This is a genomic window from uncultured Rummeliibacillus sp. (assembly GCF_934216135.1).
GTDB lineage: Bacteria > Bacillota > Bacilli > Bacillales_A > Planococcaceae > Rummeliibacillus.
Map to the genome: position 1 here is coordinate 1 of NZ_CAKQBI010000008.1, position 14414 is coordinate 14414.

At 32.8% G+C, this 14414-nt stretch carries 18 protein-coding genes and 1 riboswitch; of the genes, 7 read left to right on the plus strand and 11 right to left on the minus strand.

Annotated elements, in window-relative coordinates:
• Positions 1–488: 488 nt before the first annotated feature.
• Both Q0977_RS06950 and Q0977_RS06955 read right to left on the minus strand, forming a co-directional pair.
• Positions 489–668: a hypothetical protein gene (locus tag Q0977_RS06950; RefSeq protein ID WP_299511928.1), complete on the minus strand. Its 180-nt coding sequence runs from the start codon at positions 666–668 to the stop codon at positions 489–491.
• Between the two features lie 140 nt (positions 669–808).
• Positions 809–1129, minus strand: coding sequence for a hypothetical protein (locus Q0977_RS06955; protein WP_299511931.1), 321 nt, complete (start codon positions 1127–1129; stop codon positions 809–811).
• 584 nt (positions 1130–1713) lie between these two features.
• On the opposite strand from Q0977_RS06955, the gene Q0977_RS06960 reads away from it, so the two are divergent.
• Positions 1714–1860 carry a YrzI family small protein gene (locus Q0977_RS06960; protein ID WP_124218653.1) on the plus strand — a complete coding sequence of 49 codons (147 nt, stop codon included), beginning with the start codon at positions 1714–1716 and terminating at the stop codon, positions 1858–1860.
• A gap of 649 nt (positions 1861–2509) precedes the next feature.
• Here Q0977_RS06960 and Q0977_RS06965 read toward each other — a convergent pair.
• The 3 genes from Q0977_RS06965 to Q0977_RS06975 all read right to left on the minus strand — a co-directional run bounded on the left by Q0977_RS06965 (position 2510) and on the right by Q0977_RS06975 (position 4893).
• A complete protein-coding gene (locus Q0977_RS06965) occupies positions 2510–3298 on the minus strand; it encodes a lipid II flippase Amj family protein (protein WP_299512247.1) in 789 nt (262 codons plus the stop codon).
• 496 nt (positions 3299–3794) lie between these two features.
• On the minus strand, positions 3795–4367 hold the full coding sequence (locus Q0977_RS06970) for a nucleotidyltransferase family protein (RefSeq protein ID WP_119416942.1): 573 nt from the start codon (positions 4365–4367) through the stop codon (positions 3795–3797).
• A 217-nt stretch (positions 4368–4584) separates the two neighbouring features.
• On the minus strand, positions 4585–4893 hold the full coding sequence (locus tag Q0977_RS06975; protein WP_299511938.1) for a YfzA family protein: 309 nt from the start codon (positions 4891–4893) through the stop codon (positions 4585–4587).
• Positions 4894–5278: 385 nt separating this feature from the next.
• On the opposite strand from Q0977_RS06975, the gene Q0977_RS06980 reads away from it, so the two are divergent.
• Positions 5279–5446 carry a hypothetical protein gene (locus Q0977_RS06980; protein WP_199670771.1) on the plus strand — a complete coding sequence of 56 codons (168 nt, stop codon included), beginning with the start codon at positions 5279–5281 and terminating at the stop codon, positions 5444–5446.
• A gap of 137 nt (positions 5447–5583) precedes the next feature.
• Positions 5584–6054 (plus strand): DinB family protein, encoded by a 471-nt coding sequence (locus Q0977_RS06985; protein ID WP_119416940.1) that lies wholly within the window; start codon positions 5584–5586, stop codon positions 6052–6054.
• Between the two features lie 171 nt (positions 6055–6225).
• On the opposite strand, the gene Q0977_RS06990 is transcribed toward Q0977_RS06985, so the two are convergent.
• The 4 genes from Q0977_RS06990 to Q0977_RS07005 form a co-directional block, all read right to left on the minus strand.
• Complete coding sequence (locus Q0977_RS06990) at positions 6226–6693, minus strand: DinB family protein (RefSeq protein WP_119416939.1); 468 nt, start codon at positions 6691–6693, stop codon at positions 6226–6228.
• 220 nt (positions 6694–6913) lie between these two features.
• Entirely contained in the window at positions 6914–7075 is a 162-nt protein-coding gene (locus tag Q0977_RS06995) for a hypothetical protein (RefSeq protein WP_299511946.1), read from the minus strand.
• Positions 7076–7481: 406 nt separating this feature from the next.
• A complete protein-coding gene (locus tag Q0977_RS07000; RefSeq protein ID WP_299511949.1) occupies positions 7482–8777 on the minus strand; it encodes an NCS2 family permease in 1296 nt (431 codons plus the stop codon).
• Positions 8778–8928: 151 nt separating this feature from the next.
• Positions 8929–9029: riboswitch (purine riboswitch) on the minus strand.
• Between the two features lie 312 nt (positions 9030–9341).
• A complete protein-coding gene (locus tag Q0977_RS07005; protein WP_124218570.1) occupies positions 9342–9539 on the minus strand; it encodes a hypothetical protein in 198 nt (65 codons plus the stop codon).
• A gap of 462 nt (positions 9540–10001) precedes the next feature.
• Between Q0977_RS07005 and Q0977_RS07010 the strand changes: the two genes are divergently transcribed.
• Both Q0977_RS07010 and Q0977_RS07015 read left to right on the plus strand, forming a co-directional pair.
• Positions 10002–10334 (plus strand): winged helix-turn-helix domain-containing protein, encoded by a 333-nt coding sequence (locus tag Q0977_RS07010; protein ID WP_124218571.1) that lies wholly within the window; start codon positions 10002–10004, stop codon positions 10332–10334.
• 4 nt (positions 10335–10338) lie between these two features.
• The gene (locus tag Q0977_RS07015; RefSeq protein ID WP_124218572.1) at positions 10339–10581 is read left to right on the plus strand and encodes a hypothetical protein; all 243 of its coding nucleotides are present in this window, start codon (positions 10339–10341) and stop codon (positions 10579–10581) included.
• A gap of 566 nt (positions 10582–11147) precedes the next feature.
• Here the strand turns inward: Q0977_RS07015 and Q0977_RS07020 are convergent.
• On the minus strand, positions 11148–11636 hold the full coding sequence (locus tag Q0977_RS07020) for a GNAT family N-acetyltransferase (protein WP_124218573.1): 489 nt from the start codon (positions 11634–11636) through the stop codon (positions 11148–11150).
• A 190-nt stretch (positions 11637–11826) separates the two neighbouring features.
• Entirely contained in the window at positions 11827–13002 is a 1176-nt protein-coding gene (locus tag Q0977_RS07025; RefSeq protein ID WP_299511956.1) for an alanine--glyoxylate aminotransferase family protein, read from the minus strand.
• A 211-nt stretch (positions 13003–13213) separates the two neighbouring features.
• Between Q0977_RS07025 and Q0977_RS07030 the strand changes: the two genes are divergently transcribed.
• Complete coding sequence (locus Q0977_RS07030) at positions 13214–13948, plus strand: AzlC family ABC transporter permease (protein ID WP_299511959.1); 735 nt, start codon at positions 13214–13216, stop codon at positions 13946–13948.
• A complete protein-coding gene (locus Q0977_RS07035; RefSeq protein WP_299511962.1) occupies positions 13945–14265 on the plus strand; it encodes an AzlD domain-containing protein in 321 nt (106 codons plus the stop codon). Before Q0977_RS07030 ends, Q0977_RS07035 begins: the two co-directional genes overlap by 4 nt.
• Positions 14266–14414: the final 149 nt, after the last annotated feature.

Genomic DNA, 14414 nt, shown 5'->3' on the forward strand with positions numbered 1-14414 from the left:
TTGACCACTCAAGCATCATACAAGAGGGCTTTTTTGTTTTCAAGTCCCCGAAAATACTTCTAACAGGAATGCTCCTTTAATTAAAAACATGATTTATATTCTTATAATAATTAGCATTAACATAAATATCCAATTTTTAATTGATTATGTCTCCAAAGCATCGTTTGGTACCTTTCATAAAAAAATGTTATTCAATAATATGGTCCTATTGTTGAAGAGCACTAAACAAATTGAATAATTACAGATAAAACAGAATATCAAAAAAAGAGTAATACAGACCACCTGTTTACTCTTTTGTCTGCAATTTGTCCGCAGAATTAATTTTTTGTTTAATTTTATTTTACTTAATTTAACTCGGTTAATCTTAGAAGATAGATTCGACAAGGTGGGGTTCACAGGTTCGAGACTTGTCGGGACCTTCATTGAATGAGCCTATAAACGCTTATTTTCTGTACTCTGAAATAACAGAGATCCACCTTTCTTTTCCTTTAGGAATTAGCTACTGCAATAACCCAGATGGAAATGTTAACTGAAATAATAATTAGAAAAACTGTGTAAGTTAGATACTTATTATCCTTTTTCTTCCCTGTTTTAAAGAATAAAATTTGGAGCAGGATCAGCAAAAATCCAATACCGCCAAGTATTTTTGCAAGTAAGAACATAGACACCTTTTCTTTTTCTCTCCTTTAATTACTACTTATTAACATTGTGAATCTGCCCAGTATTGCTTATTAGAAAGAACATCTTATTAAATCTCCACCAGCATTTTAGCAACTGTTAATGCACCTGCTCCTATAGTCTATAAAACTCAAATATTCATTAATTCCTCTTTTGAGACAATACGCCAACCATACTCTTCAAGTCTTTCTATATATGTTTCTGTCTTCATTTTTTCACTTTCTAACACAAGCGGTTGTAGTGAAACAAAGCATTCGTTTGAAGCGTAATTGATTGTAACTTTAACTACTTCATATCCATTATGATAATCTGCATGGAACCCTGGATCGTCTATGATGTCCCCTTTTACGGGGCGAATATCAGATTCAAATGTTTTCATCAATAGCTTTCCAACATTATTTTCATTTCTTTCATTAATGGAAGATATAAAAATCCCTAAATTTATTTTCATCGTTATCACCTTTTTACATAAATTTTTTTTCACTTGATTTTAGGCAAGTATTACAGTATCTATAGAGTCTCAAATAGTTCCTTCCAGATCAATTAAAAATGATGCTTAAATTGTCCTTAAATTTAATAATTCTAAACCATTTCTGAAATACCTGCCTTTAATTATGTTTTTGGTCTTTAAGTCTTATATATCTTCTATTTGCTCCTCCGAAAAAATCAGGCAATTAACTATGTAAAGCAGCAAAGAGTTTTTCTAGCCATTAACGTAATTTGGAAAACTTTAAAAAAGTGTTTACAAACACCCTAAATATGGATATACTTACAAAGTAAACAAAAAATTCTTAAGGAGGTCGAATAATATGAACGTTATCGTTAAAATGATGTCATTGGTAGTAACAACTTCAGTAAAAATGAAAATTACACATTCGACCAGATCGGAATGGATCGCTTAAGTTTTTTGTAATTAAGAATACCCATACCGTAGGGAGAAGTGTGCCCCTGCGGTATTTTTGTGTCTTTTTTCACCGTAGGGGGTCTCTCTACGGTTTTTTCATTTTTCAGGGTAATTTAAGGAGGTGATAATAAATGACTTTAAATATTTTTGCTCTTACGATAACTATTTCAAAACGTGAGAACTCTCTTGAGAAAGCACTTCATAATGAAAATGTGAAAAAAATCTTTGACGAGAACCGAAGAAAAGTAGAAAATCATATTCGTATTCGTCAATATTAATTTTTGTTCAACCAAAAACATGAAAGGTGGGAATTGATATGATTTATATGATCAAAAAACGTCAGGCTGTTTTATGGATGGAGAATGACACAACCTAGCAACAGATAAAGTAATATAAAGTGGCTATTTAATTTAAAACCTCATTAAAGCTAACCCGTTCTAACCAAGGACGGGTTGCTTCAAGAGGTATCTTCACCAATAGGGCTCAATATTGAATAAAAACCTATTAGGTTAATCCAGATTAATTAAATTGATTCAACCAAGAAAGTAAATCTTTAAACATTTCGTTAGTAAACTGGTGACCAGTATTTGGATAAATATGAAAACTGCAGAACTGCGCCCTATTGTTGAAAGATCTCTAAATTTTTATTAGAGGTCTTTTATTGTGTCTAATAGAATATATTTAAAGTTTTTTCTACTATCTGTTTTATTCTTCTTAAAAACGATACCATCTATTTAAGAATAGTTCTTGATTTTTCTCTTTTACTTCAAAAGATATAGTGAAATATCGAAAATCACGGGCTGGTATTGGAGGAACTTTAAAATCAACATCAATTAAAATATCCAGTTAAAAACTGTATAGACTCCAAATACCTCCGCGAATTTTCAAGTTTATTTAGAATCCCCTCTAGTTGTCGTTGTTTAATAACTACAGGATAAATTTCGTGAACCATGCAATATACTTTGCACCTGGAATGAATAACACTTGTGCAAAAAGTGTTCCTAGTAACCTTGATGTTACCATCATAATAGATGCACTTTTTAACGTTATATATTTTCCTTTTTGATTTATCACATCATCTGCTAGAATTGAAATTTTAGGATCAATAAAGACAATAAGTAAAATTGTAGCTACTCCATTGATTAACCCTGATGCCATAACGACAGTTGTTGCTCGTTCAGGTACAATTAAAGCTGCATATAGTGCAGATAAAACTCCTATTGTATAAATTGCTGTAATCAGTATATTAATGCAAAATAATTTTATAGGTATATCCCGCCAACTCATACCTCTTAAATAAGCATATCTAGGTAGATGAATATGCTTTTTTGCTCTTCTTAAATAAGGAACTGTAAATCCTTTTTTCAATAACGCTGGTACCGATCCTCGTTCTTCTGCCAAATGAATGATAGCTCTTGAAAAAATAGCAATAAATGTTGGTAACAAAAGTAAGCCGATTATTGTACCTAATGTTGCAGCACCAATTAGAATTCGAAACTGACTCTCAACAAATTCTAAAGTATTTTCTTCTGGTGCATTATCTATTAAACTTCCGGTAAAAGGTTGTTGCATCATATTTGCCAGCCTTGATACCATTACCATGACATTGAATAGAGAAAGAGCTGATGCTAAAAGTTTTACTCTTGCCCCTGATAAACGAACTGAATACGCTAATGTTTCGATTGAATGAATGATTAAGATAAATAATGCAATCATTACTAATTGTGTTGTGAAAAATTCCAAAGACATTACCTACTTCATTTTTATTTGTTAGAAAAACTCTTCAAATTCTAGTCTAGTTTTCCTTTTTACTTATAAACGATCTTAGAACGCAATTTGTTTCGAATTTTCTGAATCCTATTAAAGGTTGCGCCCCTACCTAAAGAAAACTCAATTTTTTAAGTAATGCCCTATTTATATAGAAAAATGTTCTTCTTATTCAGCTATAAATTCGTAGGTAAGCTTCACTCCTAAATCCCCGAAAAGCGTTTCAAATGTATGTATTCACATCCACTAAATGTGTTATCCCATCGGAGCTTCTTATATCAAGCTCAAATTTTATAAGCATTTAGCGATATAAACAATCTTTTGAATAACAGGATCAACCTCTTTATTGTCTTTTATCACAAATTATTACTTTATCATGATAAATTCAACTAGAAGAACATGATCGCTATGAATTTTTTACGTGAAATATAATACGGCCTATTTCTTAATCAGATATGTGATGCACTTTTATCTTAGGCCAAATAGACTTCCAATTCTTTTTTATAATTCGTTGTTCGTAAATTGCGGTCAGTTTTTTGTTTTCTGTGAAATAGGGAGTCGGTTTCACTTCTAAGTTGAAGACATCATCTAACCCACAAGGAGCAGTAAGGACTAAATTATGATCCTTGTCTAGCTTCACTCCAAGAGCAGTCGCAGTTTCCGGAAACTTTGAAATAGCATCTTCCGAAGAAGTATAAGGAGGAAGATTATTGATGACATGCATTCTAGCTTCATTTTTTACAGACCAAGGTATATTAGGCATAAGTTTTATCAACTTATTCTCTAATTCTTTTTCAAAATCCTCATCAATTTTTGTTTTATCAAAATAGATAACATCAACATCTGGCGTTTCAGTTCTATCATTAAATTCGTGCAATGTGTCCCATATTTTTGAACGTACAAATCCTGCACAAATCCACCAATCAGGTAAATTCAAAGTGCTTGCAACTTTTATAATCTCCATCATTTTCTCATCGCATTGAATTAGCTTTATCACATCTTCTTCATTCTTTAACATCTTGCTTTTTCCCCCTTTCAGCTTCGAACATATATTCCTATTCTAGCACACAAGTATAAAAAGAAGGAATATTCCATAAATTCCTTAATATCTACATGAGTTCACAAAATTATTATTTCGTTACAGCATTTTTTAATAAAAAATGCATCTTTATAAAAAGATGCAGATACTCACTTATTCAATTAAATCCCCGACCATGTCTCGGTTGTGAGAAATTCTAAACTCTTTTAGAGACTTTAGGTAAAAAAACGTTTTTTACCGCACCTATAATTCCAGGTATCAAAAATGCGATACCAAAAAAGACTGTAAGTAAATTGAAATTTGGTGTTTCATAAAAAGTAAACCACTCTCTGAAAATTGAGGATTCAGTAATTCTTCCAAATATCGTTCCGCCAATATCTTTATAATTAGGTATCCATCCCGTTGCTTCACAAATTATAAAAAATATTTGTAACAATAAAAATACACCAATAGAAGATACCCAAGCTCTCCTCAAAAATGGAATAAGATTTTGTTTATTAGCCAAGTAATAGTCCCCCTCTCTATTAAGAAATACCATTTATATAGCTAAGAAAAAGACAAGTAATATATTTCAACATTAAACATATTTTACCTAAATATTTTAAAAATCTCTAATGTATTATTCGATTAAATGGCTTTAGACTATGCTTACTCTAGAATTGCGCCCTTTTTTTGAATAAGAATTGAACAGAAACGAAGTCTCTTCCAATAAAATTAGCTGAAACTGGACTTAATTCGAATTCTCTTGCGCAAATCGAAAGTTGGCCAACATTAATACACCGTTAGTTTGACAAGCAGCCTATTCAATTACACATTTTCTACGTACTGCGCCTTGCTTACTTTCCAAAATAGTTATGGTATAATTATCCAAAAAGAGAGGTGACAACTAAATGGGAATTGGATTTGGTGATGCATTAATTTTATTTTTTCCAATCATCTTTTACATAGCTCCCCTTATTTTCGTAATTTGGTTTCTAATTAAATTCCTTAAAGTTCAAAAAGAAAAGAATGAAATATTAAGAGCTATAGCTGAAAAGAAAGATAAGCAAAATGATTAGACAGGTAAACCTGTCTTTTTATGTCACATCACCCTTCAACTATGCATTAAAAATTCTCCTTGTCTCTAATATTTACTCTTTTATTCGAACGTTCATTCTTGTATATTTAATTTATACCAATAATTGGAGGGTGAATTATGAACTCAATCGAATTAATACTTTTGAATTTCAACGAAGTACGAAGAAGAAGCATTAAGGTTTGGACGTCTATTCCCCAAGAAAAACTACATTGGAAACCCGATATCGAAGCAATGACTTGTATTGAGATGATTAGGCATGTTCTAGAAAGCGAACATTATTACCATCTAGCTATCCAAAATCACGGCAGTCTGGCAGAGTTTGATTCTCCTTTTGAAGAGCAACCTTTTTCCACTGTAAATGAGGAATTGAAATTTGCAGAACCATTTAGAAATGACTTCTTTAAAACTATTAAATCATTTTCTGAAGAAGATTTAACAAGCATTAAAATTGATCGTTCTGATTCAGGTTACGTTCGAAGTTTGGGCGACATGTTGCTAAGAATCGCCTATCATGAATCAGTTCATACTGGACAATTGCTAGATTACTTAAGAACTGCTAAGGTTCCAAGAGTTCGAGTTTGGGATTAATTTATCCCACAGGTGTAATCACTTCTGTGTTACGCCTTTTCTTTAATTACTACGAATCATCCTTCAACTATGCAGTAAAATTCCCTTGTCTCTTCTTCAAGTAAACTGGGCTTAAATAAAAAATGAACGCTTATCCTTGTTCAAGCATAGTGCCCTTTTCTTGAATAAAAATTAAACAGAAACGAAGTCTCTTCCAATAAAGTTAGCTGAAACTGGACTTAATTCTAATTCTCTTGCCCAAACCGAAAGTTGGCCAACATGATGAATTTCATGAGCAACTATATGATGTAATATTTCACTTCTTGTATAATTATCTTCATCCCAAGGAACAGACACAAGTTTATCAATTGGTTCATCCGAATTTGTTTGTATAAACTTAACTATGTCATTACGAAATGTATCTGAGAGAGATTTAACTTTTTCTAGGGTATTATAATCATTAAACTGAATTACCATATCGTCTTTACCCTCTATAGCACGAATCCAACTATACTCCACATCAATTATATGAAAAAGGGTATTTAAAATACTTCCTACTCCTCCAATACGGTCTTTTAACAAATCTTCTGTTGTTAATTGATTACACCAGTTAAACCATTCGTCTCTTACCTGCCAGTTATACTCAAAAAATTTTATCATTGAAAACACCCCAATACTTAATTGTTAGTCTAATAAGGTATTAGCTTCTTATCCCAAAATTCCTTGTTCTTTTTAAATTAAATAGCCTAAAAATTAATGAAAGACTGCTTTTTCAATTAAATTGCCTGATTGTAGAAAATCATTTTAAAAAAAAGCACTAATTAAAATGCTTGATCTATTAAAATGATGTTAGTTTAAAATTGATTTACGAATTTAAAAATTACTGTTCTCTTTTTTCAACAAATAACAAAAATAGTGTTGCCAGTGGACCTACTACAAGAGATAGTAAAAACCAGTTTAACCCCGTCCTATTCTTCCCTTGTGCAAGTGCAGCATTTATCAACGCCAGTGTCCCCCAACCTACAAAATATTGGTTATCCATCGTATGTATTCTCCTTTATAGCACTTTAATTAAATAAATTATACCATCTTCATAAATTTATAGAAAAATTTCCATTTGTAATCTATTAATTATATATGAGACCATTGTTTGGAACACGGAGATTGTTAGATTGACATTTGTCCATCAAATTAGGGGCTTTTATTTCCTTTTGGGATGGATTTATTTTTTTCGGGGTTGTTTATATCTTTTTTGGGTGTCTTTATTTCAGGTGGTTTTGTTTATTTCCAAATTAGGGGCTTTTATTTCTTTTTTGAATGGGTTTATTTCTTTTTAGGGATGTTTATTTCTTTTTTGGTTGTTTTTATTTCTTGTAGTGCAAAAAAGGATAGATAGAGCGAATTTCTTCAAGCTCTTCTATCCTTTAGGTGTTTGCTAAAGATCTTTCCTATACGATAAACGCAAAGTATGAAAGGAATAATAAACAAAGTACATACATAATTGGATGAACTTCTTTATAACGTTTTTGTGCTACTAAACATATTGGATAAAAAACAAAGCCTAATCCAATACCGATTGCCACACTAGATGTTAGAGGCATCATAATAATTGTTAAAAATGATGGAATAACAATTTCTAACTTCGTCCATTCGATATTACGGATTTGCATTGCCATTAATGCACCTACAATAATCAATGCAGCTGAAGTTACTTCGACTGAAATAACGCTAACAATTGGCGAGAAGAACAAAGCAACTAAGAAACAAGCTGCAATAACGACAGATGTAAAGCCGGTTCTTCCTCCGACAGCAATACCAGCAGAAGATTCAACACTTGTAGCAGGTGTTGATGTACCTAAGATAGCACCAATGACACCAGCAGTTGAATCGGCAAGTAATCCTTTTCCGATATTCGGAATTTTGTTATCTTTCATCATACCTGCTTGGCTCGTTAATCCAATTAATGCACCAGCTGTATCAAAGAAAGCAACGATTAAGAACGTGAAGATAACTGTCAATGTTTCTGGGGTAAAAATTTCATCTAAATGGCCAAACACGACACCAAATGTTGGTTTAATGCTTGGGATACTGCCAACAACTGATGAAGGAACATCGATTAAACCAAAAATCATACCAATAATCGTTGTAATGACCATACCGTAGAAAATACCGCCATTGATGCCACGTACTAGCATAATGATTGTAATAATAAGACAAATAACGGCTAGTAACGTCATTGGTGAAGTTAAATCGCCAAGCGCAACAAATGTGTCTTTATTGCCGACAATAATGCCACCATCTTTTAAGCCGATAAATGTGATGAAGAATCCAATACCGGAAGCGATTGCATATTTTAAATTCTGTGGAATAATATTAATAATTTTTTCTCGAATTTTAAATAAGCTTAATAGTGTAAAAATGATTCCTGCAACAAAAACACCAGTTAAAGTAATTTGCCAGTCAATACCCATTCCGATACACACAGAAAAAGTGAAGAATGAGTTCAATCCCATACTAGGTGCAATGGCGATTGGGAAGTTAGCAAGTAAGCCCATAAGTAGTGTTCCGATGATCGCAGTAAGTGCAGTTGCAGTAAATACAGCCCCATGATCCATACCAGATTGGCTTAGAATAAGTGGATTGACGATTAATATATATGCGATAGATAAGAAGGTCGTTATCCCTGCTAGTGTTTCCTGCTTATAGGAAGTGTTCCGTTCTGCAAATTTAAAAAAGTTTCTCATGTTGTAGTCTCCTATTTGCTAGATTAAAGATTTGAAAGGGAATGATTCCAAAATTAGTATTACCCAATTCATTTTATTTTCCCTTTGATATTAAAAAAAACTTTGACCATAATTAGGCCAAAGTTTCTTCTACAAAACGGAATAAAAATATCATTAAAATCCCATTCCTTGTAGACAAGCTATTATCGGTAGCTGGTAGAAACTTTCAAGCCGTATTCTTGAATTTATACAAGGTTATCTATTCTTTTATTAAAAACAATAGTTGAATAATAACAAGTTAAATTTAAAACGTCAATGGTAATAAAAGATATATAAATTTTCAAAAAAGAACAAAAAGTTAACAAGATACTAGTTCTACAAAAATTACAGTAAAACAGCTCGGTACAAAATCTGAAAAATCCACAAAATGCATGTTTAAATTTGCTGTAGTATTCAAGAGCTACTATCATTAAATGAATCTGACGGTAATCGCCAGCAAGTTCTTAAAGTTACAGACAAAGAACAGAGTACTACCTAATTGTACGGTTTCATTTTTGGAACTGTACTCGTTTATATAAACATTTACTATTTTTTATAAAAACTAATATCTATAATACCTCCGGCAACTAATACCATCAAAAGAGCTACTATAAATATACTCGTTATAAATTTATATTTATAACTTGGTGTCTCTTTATTTAATCTATAAAATTTTTTTACTACATATAGCATTGTCACCGCCATAAGAAAAACAAATAAATTTAAAATAACAATCCCTGGCATTTTATTAACTCCTTCTGTCTTAAACTTAAAAATTAAAAGACTTCTGTCCTCACCAGACATAGTCTTATAATTTTTAAATGCAAAGTTCTATTAATTAACTACTATATCATAATTAAGCAACATATCCTTACTTGATTGATATATATTTACACCAATTCCAACCATGGTTACTGAACCATCTATAGCTGTTAATGTTTGGTAACCTTTCATAAAAGAATGTTATTCAAAACTAGTGAATTATTTACCGAGCGTGAAAAGACAGAAATTATTTCAATTCTAATATGATTGCATCTCTAAAAGTCCTTACGTCCTTCAAATAATCTTAGGCTCTGAACTTATTACGAATTAAATATTTCTTAGCCTTTTATATAATCCAAAACTTGCATTCGAGAATGTTACTTTGCCCCTATTTAAATTTACTTATATTGACAAAAATAACTATATGTAATAAATTTATTACATATGAAACATATTAATAGTGGTGATGAATTACTTTTGTTTTTGGAAGCTTTATCTAATCCTCATAGACTAAGAATTATTAGCATTTTGTCTAGTGGTAAACAGTATGTTAGCCAACTTGCTAGAGAACTTGGTATGAGCAGACCTCTTTTGTATTTACATTTACAAAAGCTTGAAGAAGCAAATCTTGTTTCGAATAATATGGAATTATTAGAGAATGGTAAAGCTGCGAAATACTATATGCTGAATTCTTTTGAATTACAGTTAAATGAGGACCTTATTTCAAAGTTAGAATCAACACTGACTTTCAAAAAAAATAAGAAGACGGAGGATTAAATTAATGTCTAACGGAGCTTCAAGTGTAAATGTTGGAGATGTAGTGGTAACAATCGTTACGTTCGGATTTATCGCTTTTATAATTATTTTTTTAGTTTTAATTTATAGAGCGTACAAGAAAAATGTAAAGCGTGCAGAGGAAAAATTAAGTGTTGAAAAACAACAAACATTTAATCTGCAAAAACAAGTAGACGACTTAAATGAGCGAGTAGGCAAAATCGAGAATTTGTTAAAAGAAGTAGATTAATAGCTAACAAAAAGCCTTTATCCGAATCTATTGGATAAAGGCTTTAAAGTTTCCAAAGTATGTTTGGAAACCTTTCATAAAAGAAAATTATATGACCCGTTTGAGAAATACCCCCTTTAGTCTAAGGGTATCTATAGGTGATAACGTCACACTTTATATAACGCAACTTTATTTCAGAACCACAGTTTCCTAGATTCCAAGCAGTAGCACAGTATCTATAGAGTCCGTCCAGCTCAAAAATGGCGCTATCCATATGTATTTATTAAAGGATATTGGGGATTTTTCCAATTAAAATAGTATAATAACAATTGGAGGGATAATACTAATTAGTTGGATTGGTTCTATTGTTTTAGGCATAGTTGTTTATATCACTTATCGTTTATCAAATCATTTAGAAAAGAGAATAATAGTGACTAAAAGAATTGTATTCTGCTCAACTTTAATGACCCTATTTTTGGGCATGTTCTCCATTATAATTGAAGCTATTACCAATTCAATGCCATAGATAGCATTAGGCATCCTTTTGTTTAATAGAATCGCTAACTTCTCACTCCAGAAAACGATCCTTAAACCGTAAACTTTTGGACAAGACATGGTTCATCGTCTATTAACTCTTTTCTTTCATCGAATTTAATATTTAGCTGTTTATAAACCTTCTTCCAAAATAGAATCGCGGGTTCATTTTCCTGAAGTTCAATCACAAAATACTTTCCAGGTTTTTCTTTAAATAATTTTTCTAAAGACTGCTTCGCAAATCCTTTACCCCTGAATTTATTGAGTATAAAAATATCATTTACACCAAAGTCATTTTCCTTTTTTAGAAATGGACGCTCTAATAGTAGGACAAATCCAATTATGCCCTCTTCATGCTTTATAAAATAGGAAGAAAATCCTTCTTCGTTACATAGCTTTTCTAAATCATCAAAATGAAATGAACCATCCATCCCTATATCTAAGTTTTCAGTAAATCTGGAGAGGTCATGGAGATACAGTGAATATAGATTTTTCAAAATATGAATATCTTTTTTGTGAACTTTCTCAAAAGTAGGATTCAAATCAATTTCCCCTATCTATCATATGATGATCTTTTAAGCTAATAGAAAATACGACTTAGTGAGAGATGATCCCATATTTTACACTAAGCCGTATCAAGAATCTTTACTTTTTCATTTCAAGCCCAACTAAATGATTCAAGCTGCATGTTTAGCAATTTAGCTTGAATAATGCTTCTTCTCTAAAACTTCATCATGCATTGATATTAATCGCTAATTCTTCCTTCAATCGTTCTACAGCTGCTTCTGTATTCACTTCTAAGCCTAGTTCTTTTAACGTTTCGCCTATTTTAACAATTGCTTCTTCTAGCATTTCGGTTGTGGTGTTTCCCATATGACCGATTCGGAAGGCTTTTCCTGCAAGATGCGCAAGAGAGCCTGCTACGATGACACCTTTATCGGCCAATGCTTTTCGAAATGCTGCATCATCTACCCCTTCTGGATAAAGGATGCAACTTAATGTTGGCGCTGCAATGTCTTCAGAAGCTAAAGGTTTCATGCCATAAGTGGAAAGCGCTGCTCTTACGGCTTTACCATATTGAGCATGGCGTTTGATCCGTACTGGCATAGATTCTTTCAGAACTTTTTCCAAAGCTACGTCATAAGCATATATAAGATTGACAGCTGGTGTTGCGAAATAGTTAGTCGGTTGGTCCATAACTGAACGCCAATTTTCGATATCTGCATAATAGGCAGGGATTCTTCCTAGTTGTTGACGCTTTTCTAGGGCGTTCTTTCCAAAAGCAACAATGGCTAAACCTGGTGGCACGCCAATAGCTTTTTGAGAGCCAGTTAAAACAACATCAATCGTTGCTCCCTTTTGGCCTCCATATTCTTTCGACAAATCTTCTTCTAAAGCAGCCGTTGCACAAACACCATCTACAATAGAAAGTGCGCCATATCTTTTCACTAAAGGAATCAACACGTCCAAATTCGCTGCAACCCCTGTAGAAGTATCCGCATGCGTAATCGTAACCGCTGCATAATTTGTGTTTGCTAACTTTTCTTCTACTAATGCAGGATCTAAATGTTTGCCCCATTCAGCTTGCAATACATCTACTTCAATGCCAAAAGCTTGTCCAAGTTTGATAAATCGATCGCCAAAATAGCCATTACTCAAAACTAATAGTTTCTCGCCAACAGCCACTGTATTTAATAAGGCCATTTCCATCGCAAGTGTCCCAGAACCAGCGACAATATACACTTCCCCATCCGTATTAAAAAGCTTTTTTGTGTTATCAATCGCTCTTTTGTAAATTGCCGCAAAACGTGGATCTGTATGGCCCATCGTTTCACTCGCAAGCGCATCATAAATATCATCCGTCACTGGTGTTGGACCAGGTATCAATAATAGTTCTTTATTTGTCATCTATACAACCCCCTTGTATTTCTTCCATCATATGTAATTATTTATAGGTAAGTCAACACGAAAGTATCATCTGTTTTTCTAATTCTGCTTTACCGGTTTATAGAGCTCACTACGCTCTACTAAATCGCCTCTCTTTATTCAGAAAGTATTGAAAACTTACTTAGAATTGTTGTATTCTTTAATGAATATGATTTGTATGAGGTGATTGTTTTTGAATAGTCATACGAGTGAAACGGTCGAACAAATCCGTTTCCATGAGGATGGTACTTTCCTACAGGGTGTGAAAGATTGCATTCCCACATTATTAGGATACATAAGTATTGGCTTAGCTTTCGGTGTTGTGGGGGCCGCTTCTGGATTAAAATTATATGAAATCGCATTATTGACTGTACTAGTCTATGCCGGATCTGCACAATTTATCTTTTGTGGGCTTATTTTATCTGGCACACCTTCATCTGCGATTATCTTTACCATTTTCATCGTCAACTTAAGACATTTTCTCATGAGTCTAACGGTCGCTCCGAATTTCACCAAATACTCATTAATGCGCAACATAGGCTTTGGCACATTATTGACAGATGAGACGTTCGGGGTTGCCATGACGAAAATTATGCAAACGAAGAAAATCAGTGGAAAATGGATGGACGGTTTAAATGTCACAGCCTATTTAGTGTGGATTGCCGCTTGTATCTCAGGTGCTTTTTTAGGTCAATGGATTGCCCATCCTGAGAAATGGGGATTGGACTTCGCTTTAACAGCTATGTTTGTAGCTTTACTTATCTTACAACTTGCAAGTGTGGGCAAAACGAAACTCGCAAAAAATCTTTTACTTATTGGTTTAGTTGCCCTTTGTATGTATATATTTTCATACTTCATGCCAACACATCTTGCCGTTCTTTTCTCAACAGTAATTGTGGCTACAATTGGGGTGGTGATTGATCAATGAGCAGTACTGCGATTATATGGACAATTCTAGGTTGTGCAGTTGTTACTTGGCTCCCAAGAATCATTCCATTTTTCTTCGTGCGAAGCGTCAAGTTGCCTGAAGTTGTACTAAAATGGCTTTCTTTTATACCAATTTGTATTTTAAGTGCGTTAGTTGTCGAAAATTTGCTAAATACGGATCACTCGTATGTCACGCTTGATTGGCCTGTATTTACTACATTTATTCCTACTTTGATCATTGCGATTTGGACTAAAAGTTTGTCGACTACCGTTATTGTCGGCGTTATTTCAATGGCAACTATTCGTTTTTTACTATAATAAAAATGGGCTACACATGAGATGGTAGCCCTTTTATTATTTAATGATAGAAATGACTGACTAAAATTAAAAACAATACGATCATGATCATCCATATCATCTCTATAAAATTCATCTTTTTCTGTCTTTTGTACTGCATTTGCTCCCGA

What these genes read in the sequence shown, in the direction of transcription:
- Q0977_RS06990 (WP_119416939.1), bottom strand. Translation starts at nt 6,693, where the DNA reads ATGATAAAATTTTTTGAGTATAACTGGCAGGTAAGAGACGAATGGTTT.
- Q0977_RS07010 (WP_124218571.1), top strand. Translation starts at nt 10,002, where the DNA reads ATGAAACATATTAATAGTGGTGATGAATTACTTTTGTTTTTGGAAGCT.
- Q0977_RS07035 (WP_299511962.1), top strand. Translation starts at nt 13,945, where the DNA reads ATGAGCAGTACTGCGATTATATGGACAATTCTAGGTTGTGCAGTTGTT.
- Q0977_RS06970 (WP_119416942.1), bottom strand. Translation starts at nt 4,367, where the DNA reads ATGTTAAAGAATGAAGAAGATGTGATAAAGCTAATTCAATGCGATGAG.
- Q0977_RS06995 (WP_299511946.1), bottom strand. Translation starts at nt 7,075, where the DNA reads ATGGATAACCAATATTTTGTAGGTTGGGGGACACTGGCGTTGATAAAT.
- Q0977_RS06965 (WP_299512247.1), bottom strand. Translation starts at nt 3,298, where the DNA reads ATGATTGCATTATTTATCTTAATCATTCATTCAATCGAAACATTAGCG.
- Q0977_RS07000 (WP_299511949.1), bottom strand. Translation starts at nt 8,777, where the DNA reads ATGAGAAACTTTTTTAAATTTGCAGAACGGAACACTTCCTATAAGCAG.
- Q0977_RS06985 (WP_119416940.1), top strand. Translation starts at nt 5,584, where the DNA reads ATGAACTCAATCGAATTAATACTTTTGAATTTCAACGAAGTACGAAGA.
- Q0977_RS06955 (WP_299511931.1), bottom strand. Translation starts at nt 1,129, where the DNA reads ATGAAAATAAATTTAGGGATTTTTATATCTTCCATTAATGAAAGAAAT.
- Q0977_RS07015 (WP_124218572.1), top strand. Translation starts at nt 10,339, where the DNA reads ATGTCTAACGGAGCTTCAAGTGTAAATGTTGGAGATGTAGTGGTAACA.
- Q0977_RS07025 (WP_299511956.1), bottom strand. Translation starts at nt 13,002, where the DNA reads ATGACAAATAAAGAACTATTATTGATACCTGGTCCAACACCAGTGACG.
- Q0977_RS06960 (WP_124218653.1), top strand. Translation starts at nt 1,714, where the DNA reads ATGACTTTAAATATTTTTGCTCTTACGATAACTATTTCAAAACGTGAG.
- Q0977_RS06980 (WP_199670771.1), top strand. Translation starts at nt 5,279, where the DNA reads ATGGGAATTGGATTTGGTGATGCATTAATTTTATTTTTTCCAATCATC.
- Q0977_RS07005 (WP_124218570.1), bottom strand. Translation starts at nt 9,539, where the DNA reads ATGCCAGGGATTGTTATTTTAAATTTATTTGTTTTTCTTATGGCGGTG.